Raw genomic sequence first — 16,798 nt, forward strand, 5'->3', positions numbered from 1 at the left:
GGGTTGGGAGTATTAACGACCGGTTGCGCCTTGGAGCTGGCCCTGGGTCTTTTCCTTATGCTTTTTGAGTTGGCGATCCAGTTTGTCGGTCAGGGCGTCGATCGCGGCATACATGTCGTTATGCTCAGCGTTGGCGACCACTTCCCCACCGGGGATATGCAGCGTGGCTTCGATTTTCTGCAGCAGCTTCTCGACGGTCAACGTGACTTGCACATTGGTGATCTTGTCGAAATGCCGTTCTAATCGTTCGAGTTTTTCGCCGATGTAGATGCGCAGGGGTTCGGTCACTTCCAGTTGGTGTCCACTGATGTTGACTTGCATACAGCTTCTCCTTCGTTGCCAGTGCATAAGGCGGCAGGCTGGTTTGCCTGCCACTAGAGCGTGTCCGAAAAGTTTTCGAACACACCCTGGAACGCTATGGCGTAGCCCGTCACATCAACCGCTTGCGTTCGCTCGAAGGCGCGATCCCCAGGGATTCGCGGTACTTGGCGACGGTGCGGCGGGCCACCTGAATGCCTTGTGCCTCCAGTAAACCAGCGATCTTGCTGTCACTCAACGGCTTTTTCTGATTTTCCGCTGCAACCAGTTTTTTGATGATCGCGCGGATCGCTGTGGACGAGCATTCGCCGCCTTCAGAGGTGCTGACATGGCTGGAGAAAAAGTATTTCAGTTCATAAATACCGCGTGGGGTATGCATGAATTTTTGCGTGGTCACCCGTGAAATCGTCGACTCGTGCATGCCGACCGCTTCAGCGATGTCATGCAGGACCAAAGGCTTCATGGCCTCATCGCCGTACTCAAGGAAGCCGCGCTGGTGCTCGACGATCTGGGTAGCGACTTTCATCAGGGTTTCGTTGCGGCTTTGCAGGCTCTTGATGAACCAGCGCGCTTCCTGCAACTGATTGCGCATGAAGGTGTTGTCAGCGCTGGTGTCGGCGCGACGGACGAAGCCGGCGTATTGCGGGTTGACGCGCAGACGCGGAACCGACTCCTGGTTCAACTCCACCAGCCAGCGCTCGTTGTCTTTGCGCACGATGACGTCGGGAACGACGTACTCGGCTTCGCTGGACTCGATTTGCGAGCCCGGACGCGGATTCAGGCTTTGCACCAGTTCGATGACCTGGCGTAGCTCATCTTCCTTGAGCTTCATGCGGCGCATCAGTTGGCTGTAGTCGCGGCTGCCCAGCAGGTCGATGTAATCGATGACGAGGCGCTTGGCCTCGGCCAGCCAAGGGGTCTTGGCGGACAATTGACGCAGTTGCAGGAGCAGGCATTCGCTGAGGTTGCGTGCGCCGATACCGGCCGGCTCGAATTGCTGGATGCGATGCAGGACGGCTTCGATTTCGTCGAGCTCGATGTCCAGTTCCGGATCGAAGGCTTCGAGGATTTCCTCGAGGGTTTCGTCCAGATAGCCCTGATTGTTGATGCAGTCGATCAGGGTTACCGCGATCAGCCGATCGGTGTCGGACATCGGCGCCAGGTTCAATTGCCAGAGCAGATGGCTCTGCAGGCTTTCGCCGGCGGAAGTGCGAGTGGTGAAATCCCATTCGTCGTCATCGTTGCTCGGCAGGCTGCTGGCGCTGGTCTGGTAAACGTCTTCCCAGGCGGTGTCGACCGGCAGTTCGTTAGGAATGCGCTCGTTCCAGTCGCCTTCCTCGAGGTTATCCACCGTAGGGGCGGTTTCCTGGTAGGAGGGTTCCTGGATGTCGGTGTTGGGTTTCTGCTCGATGTTGTCCGCCATCGGGTCGGCGTTATCGAAGTCGTCGCCTTCTTCCTGGCGTTCGAGCATTGGATTGGACTCCAGTGCCTCCTGGATTTCCTGTTGCAGGTCCAGGGTCGACAATTGGAGCAGGCGGATGGCCTGTTGCAGCTGCGGTGTCATCGTCAGCTGCTGGCCCATTCTCAAGACTAGCGATGGTTTCATGGCAGGGGCTTAACACCTTATTCGCCGGCGCACATGCGCCATCCACTACAGGGCGCCGGAGCGCCAAACATAAGCAAATTATATGCCTGAAACTGAAGTGTTTGCCTAGAGCGCTGTAACAATAAATACGTATAGTTTTATTGGGGCAAGCGCTCCGGCGACTGACCAGACACCTCAGTGCTTACAGGCGGAACTCATGGCCCAGATACACTTCCTTGACCAGGTCGTTGGCCAGGATGGTTTCGGCGTCGCCTTCGGCGATCAGTTGACCGTCGTTGACGATGTAGGCGGTTTCGCAGATGTCCAGGGTTTCACGAACGTTGTGGTCCGTGATCAGCACGCCGATACCCTTGGCCTTGAGGTGATGAATGATCTGCTTGATGTCGCCCACCGAAATCGGGTCCACGCCGGCGAAAGGTTCGTCGAGCAGGATGAATTTCGGTGCCGTGGCCAGGGCGCGAGCGATTTCCACACGGCGACGTTCGCCACCGGAAAGGCTCATGCCGAGGTTGTCGCGGATGTGATTGATGTGGAATTCCTGCAACAGGCTTTCCAGCTCTTTACGACGACCGGCCTTGTCGAGTTCCTTGCGGGTCTCGAGGATGGCCATGATGTTGTCGGCGACCGAGAGTTTGCGGAAGATCGACGCTTCTTGCGGCAGATAGCCGATACCCGCTTGTGCACGACCGTGCATTGGCTGGTGGCTGACGTCCAGGTCGTCGATCAGTACGCGCCCCTGATCGGCCTGGACCAGGCCTACGATCATGTAGAAGCAGGTGGTCTTGCCGGCGCCGTTAGGGCCAAGCAGGCCGACGATCTGGCCGCTGTCGATCGACAGGCTGACGTCACGCACGACCTGGCGGCTCTTGTAGCTCTTGGCCAGATGCTGAGCTTTCAGAGTTGCCATTACTGGGCCTTCTGCTCGTCGGTTTTCTTTTTCGGCTGGATAACCATATCGACCCGTGGGCGCGGCGCAGTAACCGAGGCACCGGTGGCACGGCCTGCATTAGCAACCTGCTTGACGGTGTCGTAGACGATTTTCTCGCCTTCGGTGGTGTTGCCTTCGTTGATCACTTTGGCGCGGTCAATCAGTACGATGCGGTTTTGCGCGGCATGGTACTGGATAGTCACCCCATAGCCCTTGACCGGCTGCGGATCGCCAACCTTCTGCAGTTGCTCGAAATACGCCAGGTTGCCCACCGAGGTCACGACATCGATGTCGCCGGCCTTGGTGCGGGTGATGGTCACGGTGTTGCCTTTGATGATCATCGAGCCCTGGGTAATGACCACGTCACCTTTGTAGGTGGCCACGCCATTCTTGTCGTCCAGCTGAGCGTCGTCAGCCTGAATGCGAATGGGTTGCTGGCTATCGTTCGGCAGAGCCCAGGCGCTCACGCTTCCCAGTGCTGCGCCCAGACTGAGCAAAATAGGGAGAGTTTTAACGAGCCTCATACTGTCCTCTTACGTTCGATAGCAGGTGTATCCTGCTTTCTTTCAAATACGCTTTCATTCCGTTACCAGTCGATACACCACCAGCGCCGTCGATTCTAACGGCTTGCTCGGTCTGCGCATATTGCTGTTGCGGGAATACAGTCATACGACTACTGGTAATCAGCATCGGGCGGTTCTGCTCGTCCGTGCGTGCGATACGTACCGAGTCGATCAATTCAACTTCAGTGCCGCCTGAATTGACCTCGCCACGCTCGCTCTGGACGTGCCAGGGGTACGCGGTGCCCCGATACATGTTCAGGTCGGGGTTGGTCAGCAGGGTGATGTCGGTCGCTTTGACGTGCTCGACCTTGTCGGAGGTCAGGTCATACTGCAATTTACCATCGGGCAGGTACTGCACGCTGTGGGCGTTGATGGCGTAGTAGTCGATCTGGCTCTCGTCGACGTGCGCTACCGGCTTGTCGAGAAAACGTTCCGGGCTGATGTTCCAGTAGCCAACGGCCGCGAGCAACGCGGCAATGACCCCGAAAAACACTATGTTGCGAATTTTCTTGCTCAGCATAAGTGGCTCACAGGTACGCGGCATTAGCCGCTTCAAGGTTGCCCTGGGCACGCAGGATCAGCTCACAGAACTCGCGAGCGGCACCTTCGCCGCCACGGGCCTGAGTGATGCCGTGAGCGTTTTCGCGGACGAAGCTGGCCGCGTTGGCCACTGCCATGCCCAGGCCAACACGGCGAATCACCGGCAGATCCGGCAGGTCGTCGCCCAGGTAGGCAACCTGTTCATAGCTTAGGCCCAGTTGCGCCAGAAGCTCGTCGAGCACTACCAGTTTGTCCTCGCGGCCCTGATACAAGTGAGGAATACCAAGGTTTTTGGCGCGTCGCTCGACCACCGGGGTCTTGCGTCCGCTGATGATGGCGGTCGTCACGCCGGAGGCCATCAGCATTTTGATGCCCTGGCCGTCGAGAGTGTTGAAGGTCTTGAATTCGCTGCCGTCTTCGAGAAAGTACAGGCGGCCGTCGGTCAGCACGCCATCGACGTCGAAGACCGCGAGCTTGATGTTTTTGCCGCGTTGCAGCAGGTCCGTGCTCATTACATTACTCCCGCGCGCAGCAAATCGTGCATGTTCAAGGCGCCCACCGGACGGTCCTCGTTGTCGACCACCACCAGTGCGTTGATTTTGTGGTCTTCCATGATTTTCAGGGCTTCAGCGGCGAGCATTTCGGCGCGCGCAGTCTTGCCATGAGGCGTCATGACGTCGTCAATGGTGGCTTGATGGATGTCGATGGTCCGGTCCAGAGTGCGGCGCAGGTCGCCGTCCGTGAAAATGCCGGCGAGTTTGCCGTCAGCTTCCAGTACCACGGTCATGCCCAGGCCCTTGCGGGTCATTTCCATCAACGCGTCTTTGAGCAGTGTGCCGCGCACGACTTGCGGCAGCTCATGGCCCGCGTGCATGACGTTTTCGACTTTCAGCAACAACCGGCGACCCAAAGCGCCGCCCGGGTGTGAGAACGCGAAATCTTCGGCAGTGAAGCCGCGGGCTTCCAGCAAGGCAACGGCCAGTGCATCACCCATGACCAGCGCCGCCGTGGTGGAGGAGGTCGGTGCCAGGTTCAGCGGGCACGCTTCGTGCTCGACATGAACATTGAGGTTCACTTCGGCAGCCTTGGCCAACGGCGATTCAGGATTGCCGGTCAGGCTGATCAGCTTGATGCCCAGACGCTTGATCAGCGGCAGCAACGTGACGATTTCGTTGGTGGAGCCGGAGTTCGACAGTGCGAGGATGATGTCATCGCGAGTGATCATGCCCATGTCGCCGTGACTGGCTTCGGCCGGGTGTACGAAAAAAGCCGTGGTGCCGGTGCTGGCGAGGGTGGCGGCAATCTTGTTACCGATGTGCCCGGATTTGCCCATGCCGACCACGACCACGCGGCCTTTGCTGGCCAGAATCATCTCGCAAGCGCGTACGAAATCTGCGTCGATGTGGGCCAGCAAGCCTTCTACGGCTTCAAGCTCGAGGCGGATGGTGCGTTGTGCTGATTGAATCAGGTCGCTGGATTGGCTCATGTCAGAAATCGTATAGCCTGAGAAAAGGCGGCGATTATAGCGGTAATGAGCAAATCCCTCACGTTAGTTCGTCGTGCTTTATTCAGGCGCCCCCCGCAAATGCTGAAACTTGTGTCTATTTGCCTGTCTTGATGCTGAACGCCGCGGGCTTCGGCCTTGGGCGCTTTGCATTAGCGGTGATATAGTTCGTCGCCAGTTCGGCCTGCCCAGGATGTTGTGTGCTCTCGGCAGGGAGCCCGGCGTCCGAGTGAGAGGCTTGCATCGCAAGGAGTTTAGATGAGTGCCGATAACGCCTACGCGGTCGAGCTGAAGGGAGTGTCCTTCAAGCGCGGCGCGCGCAGCATTTTCAATAATGTCGATATTCGCATTCCGCGCGGTAAGGTCACCGGCATCATGGGACCTTCCGGTTGCGGAAAAACCACATTGCTGCGCCTGATGGGCGCACAGTTGCGCCCTTCAAGTGGCGAAGTGTGGGTCAACGGGCAAAATTTGCCCACGCTGTCTCGTAGCGACCTGTTCGATGCGCGCAAGCATATGGGCGTGCTGTTTCAGAGCGGCGCGCTGTTCACGGACCTCGATGTTTTCGAAAACATCGCCTTTCCGCTGCGTGTTCACACCAAACTTCCGGATGAAATGATCCGTGACATCGTCCTGCTCAAATTGCAGGCGGTGGGGTTGCGCGGTGCTATCGACCTGATGCCCGATGAGTTGTCCGGCGGCATGAAGCGCCGTGTCGCGCTGGCACGGGCCATTGCTCTCGATCCGCAAATTCTGATGTACGACGAGCCTTTTGTCGGGCAGGACCCAATCGCCATGGGCGTTCTGGTGCGCCTGATCCGTCTGCTTAACGACGCCTTGGGCATCACCAGCATCGTGGTTTCCCATGATCTGGCCGAAACCGCGAGTATTGCCGACTACCTGTATGTTGTAGGCGATGGGCAGGTGTTGGGGCAGGGGACTCCCGATGAACTGATGAATTCCGATAATCCGCGGATTCACCAATTCATGAAGGGTGATCCAGACGGGCCGGTACCGTTCCACTTTCCAGCGACGGATTACCGCGCAGATCTTCTGGGGAAGCGCTGATGCGCAAGATTTCACTAATAGAGAGAGTTCGTCGATTCGGCCAGACCGGCATCGACAGCGTCGCGGTGCTCGGTCGTTCATCGCTGTTCCTGTTTCACGTGCTGTTGGGGCGTGGTGGCGTCAGTGGCGCATTTGGCTTGCTGGTCAAGCAGTTGCACTCGGTTGGCGTGATGTCCCTGGTGATCATCGTGGTCTCCGGGATATTCATCGGCATGGTGCTGGCGCTGCAGGGCTTCAACATTTTGTCCAGCTACGGTTCGGAGCAGGCGGTCGGGCAGATGGTTGCGCTGACGCTGTTGCGTGAACTGGGGCCGGTGGTGACCGCATTGCTGTTCGCCGGGCGTGCCGGTTCTGCGTTGACCGCCGAGATCGGCAACATGAAGTCCACCGAGCAGTTGTCCAGTCTGGAAATGATTGGCGTCGACCCGCTCAAGTACATCATTGCCCCTCGTCTGTGGGCCGGCTTCATTTCCCTTCCAGTGCTGGCGATGATTTTCAGTGTGGTCGGTATCTGGGGCGGTTCCTGGGTGGCTGTCGACTGGTTGGGTGTGTATGAGGGCTCCTACTGGTCGAACATGCAAAACAGCGTGACGTTCGACGGTGACGTATTCAATGGCATCATTAAAAGCATTGTCTTTGCCTTTGTCGTGACCTGGATCGCCGTATATCAAGGCTATGACTGTGAGCCCACTTCGGAAGGGATCAGTCGTGCCACCACCAAAACCGTGGTGTATGCCTCATTGGCCATCCTCGGCCTGGACTTTATTTTGACTGCCTTGATGTTTGGAGATTTCTGATGCAAAACCGCACCCTGGAAATCGGTGTCGGCCTTTTCTTGCTGGCTGGCATCCTGGCTTTAGTGTTGCTTGCCCTGCGGGTCAGTGGACTGTCCCCTGTTTCGAGCACCGACAGCTATAAACTTTATGCGTACTTCGACAATATCGCCGGTTTGACGGTCAGATCAAAAGTGACCATGGCCGGTGTGACCATCGGCAAGGTCACGGCAATCGATCTGGATCGCGACAGCTTCACCGGACGAGTGACCATGCAGTTGGAAAAGCGGGTAGATAATCTGCCGACCGACTCCACTGCATCTATCCTCACCGCTGGCCTGTTGGGTGAGAAATACATCGGTATCAGCGTGGGCGGGGAACAGGCCCTGCTCAAGGATGGCGGGACCATCCATGACACGCAGTCGTCGCTGGTGCTCGAAGACCTGATCGGTAAATTCCTGCTCAATACCGTTAGCAAAGACGCCAAATAAGGAGTTTTTTTCATGATCTCAACCTTGCGACGTGGTCTGTTGGTATTACTGGCGGTCTTGCCGTTCATGGGTAACGCCGTGGCTGCGCAGTCCGCGCACGATATCGTGCAGGACACCACCAATCGGTTGCTCGCCGATCTATCGGCCAATAAAGCGAAGTACAAGCAGGATCCGAACGGTTTCTACGATGCCTTGAACACCATCGTCGGGCCCGTGGTGGATGCCGAGGGCATCTCCAAGAGCATCATGACGGTCAAGTACTCGCGCAATGCCACACCTGCGCAAATGAAAACCTTTGAAGATAACTTCAAGCGCGGGCTCTTCCAGTTCTATGGCAATGCTTTGCTTGAGTACAACAATCAGGGCATTACCGTTGATGCGGCCAAGGATGAATCGGGAGACCGTACCAGCGTTGGCATGACGGTCAAAGGCAGCAATGGCGCGATCTATCCTGTGTCCTACACACTCGAAAAGATCAATGGCGAGTGGAAGCTGCGTAACGTGATCATCAACGGCATCAACATCGGCAAGCTGTTCCGTGATCAGTTCAGCGACGCGATGCAACGCAATGGCAATAACCTGGACGCGACCATCAATGGTTGGGCCGGTGAAGTCGCCAAAGCCAAGGAAAAGACCGACGCAGAAACGACTCAGAAGAAGCCCGCCCAATGAGTGAGTCGGCTGTCAGCATGGGCGAGGCCGGTGAGCTGATGCTCAGCGGCGTACTCGATTACCGTACCGGGCCGGCCCTGCGCAAGCAGGGCCGGGCCTTGATCAAGTCGAGCACGGCGTCAGCCCTGGTAGTTGATTGCTCGGGTGTGCAAAAGTCCAGCAGCGTCGGTTTGTCGTTGTTGCTGTGTTTCATGCGTGACGCGCAAGCGGCGGGCAAGGCGCTGAGCATCCGTGCCTTGCCTGACGACATGCGTGAGATCGCTCAGGTCAGCGAATTGACCGAGCTGTTGGCACACCCCTAACTATCATCTATAAAGAAGCCCCCCGTCAGAGTCCTGCTATGCGGGGTTCGCAGGCGCGGGGCTTTTTTGTATGATGTCCGACCCGCGCGCACAGGGCGCCGATTGAGGTTGAGCATGCAGGCCAACGAAGTGAAGAGCTTTCTTGAAGGAAAGCTGTCCGAGACTCTTTTATCAGTACAGGTAGAAGTTGAGGGCGAAGGCTGCAACTTTCAGCTGAACGTGATTAGCGATGAACTGGCGGCATTGAGCCCGGTCAAGCGTCAGCAGCAGATCTATGCCCATTTGAACCCATGGATCACCGATGGCAGCATCCATGCGGTCACTATGAAATTTTTCAGCAGCGCGGCCTGGGCCGAGCGCACCTGAGCCCAAGGGCGTCGAGATTCTTATGGATAAACTGATTATTACCGGCGGTGTTCGTCTTGATGGCGAAATCCGCATTTCCGGGGCAAAGAACTCTGCCCTGCCGATTCTGGCTGCAACGCTGCTGTGCGATGGCCCGGTTACCGTCGCCAACCTGCCGCACCTGCACGACATCACCACCATGATCGAGCTGTTCGGTCGCATGGGCATTGAGCCGGTGATCGACGAAAAACTCAGCGTCGAAATCGACCCGCGGACCATCAAGACCCTGATCGCTCCGTACGAACTGGTTAAAACCATGCGTGCGTCGATTCTGGTTCTGGGCCCGATGGTCGCGCGTTTCGGTGAAGCTGAAGTCGCACTGCCTGGCGGTTGCGCCATCGGTTCGCGTCCGGTCGACCTGCACATCCGTGGCCTTGAAGCCATGGGCGCAACCATTGACGTGGAAGGCGGTTATATCAAGGCGAAGGCGCCAGAAGGCGGCCTGCGCGGTGCACACTTCTTCTTCGATACCGTCAGTGTGACCGGTACCGAGAACATCATGATGGCAGCCGCTCTGGCCAAGGGCCGCAGCGTTCTGGCTAACGCCGCTCGCGAGCCTGAAGTCGTCGACCTGGCGAACTTCCTGAACGCCATGGGCGCGAAGGTTTCCGGTGCTGGCACCGACACCATCACCATCGACGGCGTCGAACGTCTGCACACCACCACTTACAAAGTGATGCCGGACCGTATCGAAACCGGTACTTACCTGGTGGCTGCTGCCGTGACTGGCGGCCGCGTGAAGGTCAAGGACACCGATCCGACCATCCTTGAAGCCGTTCTGGAAAAACTCAAGGAAGCGGGTGCCGAAATCACTACCGGCGAAGACTGGATCGAGCTGAACATGCACGGCAAGCGGCCGAAAGCCGTCAACGTGCGTACCGCTCCGTACCCGGCGTTCCCGACCGACATGCAAGCGCAGTTCATCTCCCTCAACGCGATTGCCGAAGGCACGGGCGCTGTGATCGAGACGATCTTCGAAAACCGCTTCATGCACGTCTACGAGCTGCACCGCATGGGCGCTCACATCCAGGTCGAAGGTAATACCGCGATCGTCACCGGCATCGAAAAGCTCAAGGGCGCGCCAGTCATGGCCACCGACCTGCGGGCTTCGGCCAGCCTGGTGATTTCGGCGCTGATCGCCGAAGGCGACACGCTGATCGATCGCATCTACCACATCGACCGTGGTTACGAGTGCATCGAAGAGAAACTGCAGATGCTCGGCGCGAAAATCCGCCGCGTACCGGGCTAGTTTCTGCTTCATGGGCGCAGGGACGTGCCCGTTGATTTGTTAAGATCGAGCCCGTTACGGCTCGATGTGTGTCCGGCGCCATTTGCGACCGGGCATGAGTACCTTGATAAGGACTGACGTTTCCCATGTTGACCATCGCACTGTCCAAGGGCCGCATCCTTGACGACACCCTGCCGCTTCTGGCTGAAGCGGGCATCGTGCCGACCGAGAATCCGGACAAGAGCCGCAAGCTGATCATCCCCACGACCCAGGCCGACGTGCGCTTGCTGATCGTGCGCGCCACCGATGTGCCGACCTACGTCGAGCATGGTGCTGCTGACCTGGGCGTCGCCGGTAAAGATGTGCTGATGGAATACGGCGGCCAGGGCCTGTACGAGCCACTGGACCTGCAAATTGCCCAGTGCAAGCTGATGACCGCGGGCAAAGTCGGCGCGGTCGAGCCCAAGGGCCGTCTGCGCATCGCTACCAAGTTCGTTAACGTCGCCAAGCGTTATTACGCCGAGCAGGGTCGTCAGGTCGACATCATCAAGCTATATGGCTCGATGGAGCTGGCACCGCTGATCGGTCTGGCGGACAAGATCATCGACGTGGTCGATACCGGCAACACGCTGCGGGCCAACGGCCTGGAGCCACAGGATTTCATTGCTGCCATCAGCTCCCGGCTGATCGTCAACAAAGCTTCGATGAAAATGCAGCACGCCCGTATCCAGGCGTTGATCGACACCCTGCGCAAGGCAGTGGAGTCTCGACACCGCGGCTGATTCACCTGCGCGACGCTCCGTCGCGCCCGTCTATCCGCCTCATAGCCAGAATTCTCAGGTGCCCAAGCGGATGGAGTGCTAGCTTCGGGTGCCTGAGTTTTTGCCAATCCTATGAGGCTCTCGCTATGACCGCACCGACTGCAATTCGCCGACTCAACGCTGCTGACCCGGATTTCGCGCATCATCTGGATCATCTGCTGAGCTGGGAAAGTGTGTCTGACGACTCGGTCAATCAGCGGGTGCTGGACATCATCAAGGCTGTGCGTGAACGCGGCGACGCGGCGCTGGTTGAATTCACCCAGAAGTTCGACGGCCTGCAAGTGGCGTCGATGGCCGACCTGATCCTGCCGCGCGAGCGCCTGGAACTGGCACTGACCCGGATCACCGTGCCTCAGCGCGAAGCGCTGGAAAAAGCCGCGGCGCGGGTGCGCAGCTACCATGAAAAACAGAAGCAGGACTCCTGGAGCTACACCGAAGCCGACGGCACGGTGCTGGGCCAGAAGGTCACGCCGCTGGATCGCGCCGGTCTGTACGTCCCGGGCGGCAAAGCGTCTTACCCGTCTTCGGTGTTGATGAATGCGATTCCGGCCAAGGTGGCCGGTGTGACCGAGGTGGTTATGGTCGTACCGACGCCACGCGGTGAGGTCAACGAGTTGGTGCTGGCCGCAGCGTGTATCGCTGGCGTCGACCGGGTGTTCACCATCGGCGGCGCGCAAGCCGTTGCCGCGCTGGCCTATGGCACCGAAAGCGTGCCGAAGGTCGACAAGGTCGTCGGCCCGGGCAACATCTATGTCGCCACCGCCAAGCGCCACGTGTTCGGCCAGGTCGGTATCGACATGATTGCCGGCCCTTCGGAAATTCTCGTGGTGTGCGACGGCCAGACCGATCCTGACTGGATCGCCATGGACCTGTTCTCCCAGGCCGAGCACGACGAAGACGCCCAGGCGATTCTGGTCAGCCCCGACGCCGGGTTCCTCGACCAGGTGGCGGCAAGCATCGCCAAACTGCTGCCGACCATGGAGCGCGCCGAAATCATCAACACCTCGATCAATGGCCGTGGCGCGCTGATTCAGGTTCGCGACATGCAGCAAGCCATCGACGTGGCCAACCGCATTGCGCCGGAACACCTGGAACTGTCGGTGGCCGATCCGCAAGCCTGGTTGCCGCAGATCCGCCACGCCGGTGCGATCTTCATGGGCCGCCACACGTCCGAGGCCTTGGGCGATTACTGTGCCGGTCCCAACCACGTGCTGCCGACTTCCGGCACCGCGCGTTTCTCCTCGCCGCTGGGTGTGTATGACTTCCAGAAACGTTCGTCGATCATCTTCTGCTCCGAGCAGGGTGCCTCCGAGCTGGGCAAGACCGCGTCCGTGCTGGCCCGTGGCGAGTCGCTGACCGCTCACGCCCGCAGCGCCGAATACCGCATCGTTGACGACAAGCAGGGGAACTGAACATGAGCAAATTCTGGAGCCCGTTCGTCAAGAACCTGGTGCCGTACGTACCGGGCGAGCAGCCGAAACTGGCGAAGCTGGTCAAGCTCAACACCAACGAAAACCCTTACGGCCCATCGCCCAAAGCACTGGCGGCGATGCAGACCGAACTGAACGACAACCTGCGTCTGTACCCGGACCCCAACAGTGACCTGCTCAAGCAGGCAGTGGCTGAGTATTACGGTGTACAGGGCAATCAGGTGTTCCTCGGCAATGGTTCGGATGAAGTGCTGGCGCATATCTTTCACGGTTTGCTGCAACACGATAAACCGCTGCTGTTCCCGGACATCAGCTACAGCTTTTATCCGGTGTATTGCGGCTTGTACGGCATTCCATTCGATGCGGTGCCGCTGGACGAGCAGTTCCAGATTCGTGTTGCGGATTATGCCAAGCCGAACGGCGGGATCATTTTCCCCAACCCGAACGCCCCGACCGGTTGCCTGTTGGCGCTGGACGCCGTCGAGCAAATTCTCAAGGCCAGCCCTGATTCGGTGGTGGTGGTCGACGAAGCCTATGTCGATTTCGGCGGTGAAACCGCAATCAGCCTGGTCGACCGTTACCCGAACCTGCTGGTGACTCAGACCCTCTCCAAGTCGCGTTCGCTGGCCGGTTTGCGCGTGGGCCTGGCGGTAGGGCATCCGGACCTGATCGAGGCGTTGGAGCGGATCAAGAACAGCTTCAACTCCTATCCTCTGGATCGCCTGGCGATTGTCGGTGCGGCAGCGGCGTTTGCCGATCGTGCATACTTCGACAAGACCTGCCAGCTGGTGATCGAGAGTCGCGAGTGGGTGGTCAAGCAATTGCAGGAGAAGGGCTTTGAGGTGTTGCCGTCGGCGGCGAACTTCATCTTCGCCCGTCACCCGCAGCATGACGCAGCAGGTCTGGCAGCGAAGTTGCGCGAGCAAGGCGTGATCGTCCGGCACTTCAAGCAGGAACGGATTGCCCAGTTCCTGCGCATCACCATCGGTGCACCAGAGCAGAACCAGGCGTTGATCGACGGCCTCGGCGACTTGTAACCCCCTTGATCCTGTGGCGAGGGAGCTTGCTCCCGCTCGACTGCGAAGCAGTCGTAAATCCAGCACCTGCGACCTGTCGTTCAGAACGCAGTAGCTGATTTAAGGGCCGCTTCGCGACCCAGCGGGAGCAAGCTCCCTCGCCACAAGGATGTGCAAGTCTTACTCGTGATGCGGTTCACCGAGGAACGTCAATGAGCTGAACACTCCCCGCGTTGCCACATCCGGATTGTCCTTCAAAGGGATTTCCACCTGCGCGGCAATCACATTCAACCCTTCATTGCGCACCAGCACCTGCGCCCGGCCTTCGGCATCGGTTTCCGTGCTCAAGGTGTTCGGTGCATTGCGATAGTCGCCAATCAACTTGATCCCCGCCGCCGGTTTGCCATCGAGCAACACCTGCACCGGCAAAGATTTACCGGGACCAACGGTCAGCGGATCGACTTCCGGCAAAATCAGCAGTTTGATCTGATCAAGTGCAGGTAGCTTCGCTCCTGGCTGATAAATCGCCAGGCTGTACTTGAACGTCTGGGTCGACTCGATGGCGCCCGGCACTTTGCTGCGCCCCTGATTGATCCATTTTTTGTCGGCGGTCTGCGACCACATGCCATTGTCCAGCGCCACGGCCAGCACCGCTGGTGACTTGAGCGGTTGCAGGCGCGCGTGATCGGCCAGGCGTTCTACGGTGACCGGGATCATTTTGCCGCCGATGTCATAGGCCCAGGCGCCGCTGATTTTCTGCGCCTTGAAGGCATTGTCTTCGGCGCCGTGGCCGTAGATGACTTCGATGTTGCCGCGACGTTGTTCGGTCCATAGGCCATGGGCCGAGACCTGGCCGGTAAACAGCAGGCCGAGCAGCAGGCTGAGTCCTAGGGGGTTGAGGTGTGGCATGGTGACTTCCTTTTACAGGTTGAGTGTCAGGCTGACGGTGAAATTGCGCGGCTCGCCGGGGTTGACCCAGTAGTTGCTGTAGGAGCGCTCGAAGTATTTCTCGTCGAAAAGGTTGTTCAGGTTCAGCCCCAACGTGACGTTTTCACTGGCCTTGTAATGGGCCAGCAAGTCGACGGTGTGGTAGGCCGGCAGTTCGAAGTCGCTGCCGGCTTCGCCCGAGCGATCGCCGACATAGGTGTAGGCCGCGCCGACATCCGAGCCACGCAGCAGACCTTCCTGAAATTCATAAACGCCCAGCAAACTGCCGCTGTGCCTGGCCACGCCGAGAATCCGGCTGCCGGTCGGAATGGCTTTGTCGCCTTGGGTAACCTCGGCGTCGATGTACGCAAACGCACCGATCACTCGCACAGCGTCAGTGAGTTGCCCGCTCACTTGCAGATCGAAACCCTGGCTGCGGGCCTTGCCCATGGCGCGGTTGCTATCGGTGGCGGGGTCGAGGGCGAGGACGTTTTCTTTTTCGATATGAAAGGCGGCGAGAGTGCTGCTCAGGCGTTCATCTAACAGCTCGCTCTTGATCCCGACCTCGTAGCCAACGCCTTTTTCCGGATCGAAGGATTTGCCTGTGGCATCCAGGCCGTTGTTGGGTTTGAACGAGGTCGAGGCGTTGGCGAACAGTCCATGCTGTGGCGTCAGTTGATAGAGCAGGCCGGCGCGTTGGGTCAGAGCGTCGTGGTTCTGTCGGCTGCGGTTGTTCAGCGTGTGATCGTCGATGGTTTGCTCGAAGTGTTCGAAGCGTGCCCCGAGCATGCCGCGCAAGCGGTCGCTGAAAACGATCTGGTCCTGGAGGTTCAGTGCCTGACTTTCGACCTGCTCGAAAAAGTCCGGGCCCGAGCGCTTGCCATCGGGTTTGGGCTGACCGTAAACCGGGTCGTAGATATCGATCGCGTAAGGGCCGCCAGCGATAGTGGTGACCCGTTCGTTCTTGCGGAAGTTTTCGTACTCGCTGCCAATCAGCAGTTCGTGTTGCCAGCTGCCGATGTCGAACAAACCGCGCAGTTCGAGCTGGGTGATGCTGTCGTGCCAACGGTTGTCGCGCTCACGGTAACGGCGGTTGACCGTGTGTTGATCGGCGTTCAACGGGCGGGCTTCCGAGGCAAAGCCCCAGAGTTTGCCTTCTTTGTAATGGCTGGCCAGGCGCAGTTTCCAGGCGTCGTTGAGGTGGTGTTCGAGGGTCGCCTGCAACAGATTGTTGTGGTTGTCGATGTTGCCGTCGTCAGGTTCACCGAGGAAGGTCGAGGGCGAGACACCGCTCCAGCTGTTGTTCGGCGCGACGATGCCTCGGTCGAAGGTCGAGCTGTGCCGGACAATCTCGCTTTCCAGCAGCAGGCTGGTGTCCGGGTTGAGTTGCCAACTGAGCGACGGTGCAACGAACACCCGCTGGCTGTCGACGTGATCACGGAAGCTGTGGTTGTCTTCGATTGCCAGATTGACCCGCGACAACACATTGCCTTGCGGGTCGAGCGGGGTGTTGACGTCCAGCGCGGTGCGATAACGATCCCAACTGCCGGCGCTGGTCTGCAAGGTGCTGAAGGCTTCGGGTTGCGGCTTTTTGGTGACGATGTTCACCGTACCGCCAGGGTCGCCGCGCCCGTAAAGACTGGCGGCGGGGCCCTTGAGCACTTCGATGCGCTCGACGTTCGCGGCGTCCGGGGTGCTTGGATAGCCACGGTTGGCGCTGAAGCCGTCCTTGTAGAACTCCGAGGTGGTGAAGCCGCGCACGCTGTACTCATACAGCGTCAGGCCGCCGAAGTTGTTCTGTTTCGATACGCCACCGGCAAACTCCAGAGCGCGCTCGACATTGTGGCTGCCCAGGTCCTTGAGCACGCTGGCAGGAATCACGCTGATGGATTGCGGGATATCGCGGATTGCCGTGTCGGTTTTGGTCGCGCTGGACGACCGCGTGGCGCGATAGCCGTTCACCGGGCCGGTAGCAGACTCGTAATCGGAGGTGACACTGATGGTGTCCAGTTCAAGCGGTTGTGGGTCTTCGGCGAACACCGGATCCCCCAGCAGGCCGAAGGCCAGGCCTGCAAGGGGAGCAAATTTACGAGACGGCATGAGGTCGTTCCAATAGCGATATTGAAACAATATAACATGCCTAATGAGAATATATGCTTATAGGGTGTGTCTGCATCAGCAGCGGTATTGGGTGTTGCCGAAGGCG

General features: G+C 58.8%; 19 protein-coding genes. 10 read left to right on the forward strand and 9 right to left on the reverse strand.

The features are described 5' to 3' along the window. Positions 1-12: 12 nt before the first annotated feature. The 7 genes from raiA to KRR23_RS10330 form a co-directional block, all read right to left on the reverse strand. Positions 13-321 (reverse strand): ribosome-associated translation inhibitor RaiA, encoded by a 309-nt coding sequence (gene raiA / locus KRR23_RS10300; RefSeq protein WP_123424276.1) that lies wholly within the window; start codon positions 319-321, stop codon positions 13-15. 109 nt (positions 322-430) lie between these two features. Continuing rightward, positions 431-1,924 (reverse strand): RNA polymerase factor sigma-54, encoded by a 1,494-nt coding sequence (locus KRR23_RS10305; RefSeq protein WP_071551805.1) that lies wholly within the window; start codon positions 1,922-1,924, stop codon positions 431-433. A gap of 181 nt (positions 1,925-2,105) precedes the next feature. Then, positions 2,106-2,831 carry an LPS export ABC transporter ATP-binding protein gene (gene lptB / locus KRR23_RS10310; RefSeq protein WP_123424278.1) on the reverse strand — a complete coding sequence of 242 codons (726 nt, stop codon included), beginning with the start codon at positions 2,829-2,831 and terminating at the stop codon, positions 2,106-2,108. Further along, positions 2,831-3,376: a lipopolysaccharide transport periplasmic protein LptA gene (lptA, locus tag KRR23_RS10315; protein WP_216742413.1), complete on the reverse strand. Its 546-nt coding sequence runs from the start codon at positions 3,374-3,376 to the stop codon at positions 2,831-2,833. The genes lptB and lptA overlap by 1 nt, the downstream gene beginning before the upstream one ends. Further along, a complete protein-coding gene (gene lptC, locus KRR23_RS10320; RefSeq protein ID WP_216742414.1) occupies positions 3,363-3,935 on the reverse strand; it encodes an LPS export ABC transporter periplasmic protein LptC in 573 nt (190 codons plus the stop codon). The genes lptA and lptC overlap by 14 nt, the downstream gene beginning before the upstream one ends. A 7-nt stretch (positions 3,936-3,942) precedes the next feature. Continuing rightward, on the reverse strand, positions 3,943-4,467 hold the full coding sequence (locus KRR23_RS10325) for an HAD family hydrolase (protein ID WP_054593991.1): 525 nt from the start codon (positions 4,465-4,467) through the stop codon (positions 3,943-3,945). Then, positions 4,467-5,441, reverse strand: a complete 975-nt coding sequence (locus KRR23_RS10330; protein ID WP_216742415.1) for a KpsF/GutQ family sugar-phosphate isomerase — start codon at positions 5,439-5,441, stop codon at positions 4,467-4,469. Before KRR23_RS10330 ends, KRR23_RS10325 begins: the two co-directional genes overlap by 1 nt. Positions 5,442-5,717: 276 nt before the next feature. Between KRR23_RS10330 and KRR23_RS10335 the strand changes: the two genes are divergently transcribed. The 10 genes from KRR23_RS10335 to hisC all read left to right on the forward strand — a co-directional run bounded on the left by KRR23_RS10335 (position 5,718) and on the right by hisC (position 13,686). After that, positions 5,718-6,527, forward strand: a complete 810-nt coding sequence (locus tag KRR23_RS10335) for an ATP-binding cassette domain-containing protein (protein WP_054593989.1) — start codon at positions 5,718-5,720, stop codon at positions 6,525-6,527. Continuing rightward, positions 6,527-7,324, forward strand: coding sequence for a lipid asymmetry maintenance ABC transporter permease subunit MlaE (mlaE, locus tag KRR23_RS10340; protein WP_216742416.1), 798 nt, complete (start codon positions 6,527-6,529; stop codon positions 7,322-7,324). Before KRR23_RS10335 ends, mlaE begins: the two co-directional genes overlap by 1 nt. Beyond that, on the forward strand, positions 7,324-7,791 hold the full coding sequence (gene mlaD / locus KRR23_RS10345) for an outer membrane lipid asymmetry maintenance protein MlaD (RefSeq protein WP_054593987.1): 468 nt from the start codon (positions 7,324-7,326) through the stop codon (positions 7,789-7,791). The genes mlaE and mlaD overlap by 1 nt, the downstream gene beginning before the upstream one ends. A gap of 12 nt (positions 7,792-7,803) precedes the next feature. Further along, positions 7,804-8,463, forward strand: coding sequence for a phospholipid-binding protein MlaC (locus KRR23_RS10350; RefSeq protein WP_054593986.1), 660 nt, complete (start codon positions 7,804-7,806; stop codon positions 8,461-8,463). Beyond that, a complete protein-coding gene (locus KRR23_RS10355; RefSeq protein WP_216742417.1) occupies positions 8,460-8,765 on the forward strand; it encodes a lipid asymmetry maintenance protein MlaB in 306 nt (101 codons plus the stop codon). The genes KRR23_RS10350 and KRR23_RS10355 overlap by 4 nt, the downstream gene beginning before the upstream one ends. A gap of 114 nt (positions 8,766-8,879) precedes the next feature. After that, positions 8,880-9,131 (forward strand): BolA family protein, encoded by a 252-nt coding sequence (locus KRR23_RS10360; protein WP_019691904.1) that lies wholly within the window; start codon positions 8,880-8,882, stop codon positions 9,129-9,131. Between the two features lie 22 nt (positions 9,132-9,153). Beyond that, on the forward strand, positions 9,154-10,419 hold the full coding sequence (gene murA, locus KRR23_RS10365) for a UDP-N-acetylglucosamine 1-carboxyvinyltransferase (protein ID WP_123424287.1): 1,266 nt from the start codon (positions 9,154-9,156) through the stop codon (positions 10,417-10,419). Between the two features lie 125 nt (positions 10,420-10,544). Continuing rightward, complete coding sequence (gene hisG, locus KRR23_RS10370) at positions 10,545-11,180, forward strand: ATP phosphoribosyltransferase (protein ID WP_007941260.1); 636 nt, start codon at positions 10,545-10,547, stop codon at positions 11,178-11,180. 125 nt (positions 11,181-11,305) lie between these two features. Further along, complete coding sequence (gene hisD / locus KRR23_RS10375; RefSeq protein WP_054593983.1) at positions 11,306-12,631, forward strand: histidinol dehydrogenase; 1,326 nt, start codon at positions 11,306-11,308, stop codon at positions 12,629-12,631. 2 nt (positions 12,632-12,633) lie between these two features. Continuing rightward, the gene (gene hisC, locus KRR23_RS10380) at positions 12,634-13,686 is read left to right on the forward strand and encodes a histidinol-phosphate transaminase (protein WP_216742418.1); all 1,053 of its coding nucleotides are present in this window, start codon (positions 12,634-12,636) and stop codon (positions 13,684-13,686) included. Between the two features lie 159 nt (positions 13,687-13,845). On the opposite strand, the gene KRR23_RS10385 is transcribed toward hisC, so the two are convergent. Both KRR23_RS10385 and KRR23_RS10390 read right to left on the reverse strand, forming a co-directional pair. Then, entirely contained in the window at positions 13,846-14,574 is a 729-nt protein-coding gene (locus tag KRR23_RS10385; RefSeq protein WP_216742419.1) for a DUF4198 domain-containing protein, read from the reverse strand. A 12-nt stretch (positions 14,575-14,586) separates the two neighbouring features. Next, positions 14,587-16,692, reverse strand: a complete 2,106-nt coding sequence (locus tag KRR23_RS10390; protein WP_216742420.1) for a TonB-dependent siderophore receptor — start codon at positions 16,690-16,692, stop codon at positions 14,587-14,589. Between the last annotated feature and the right edge of the window lie 106 nt (positions 16,693-16,798).

The organism is Pseudomonas sp. CVAP#3 (assembly GCF_018986375.1).
Taxonomy (GTDB): Bacteria; Pseudomonadota; Gammaproteobacteria; order Pseudomonadales; family Pseudomonadaceae; genus Aquipseudomonas; species Aquipseudomonas helvetica.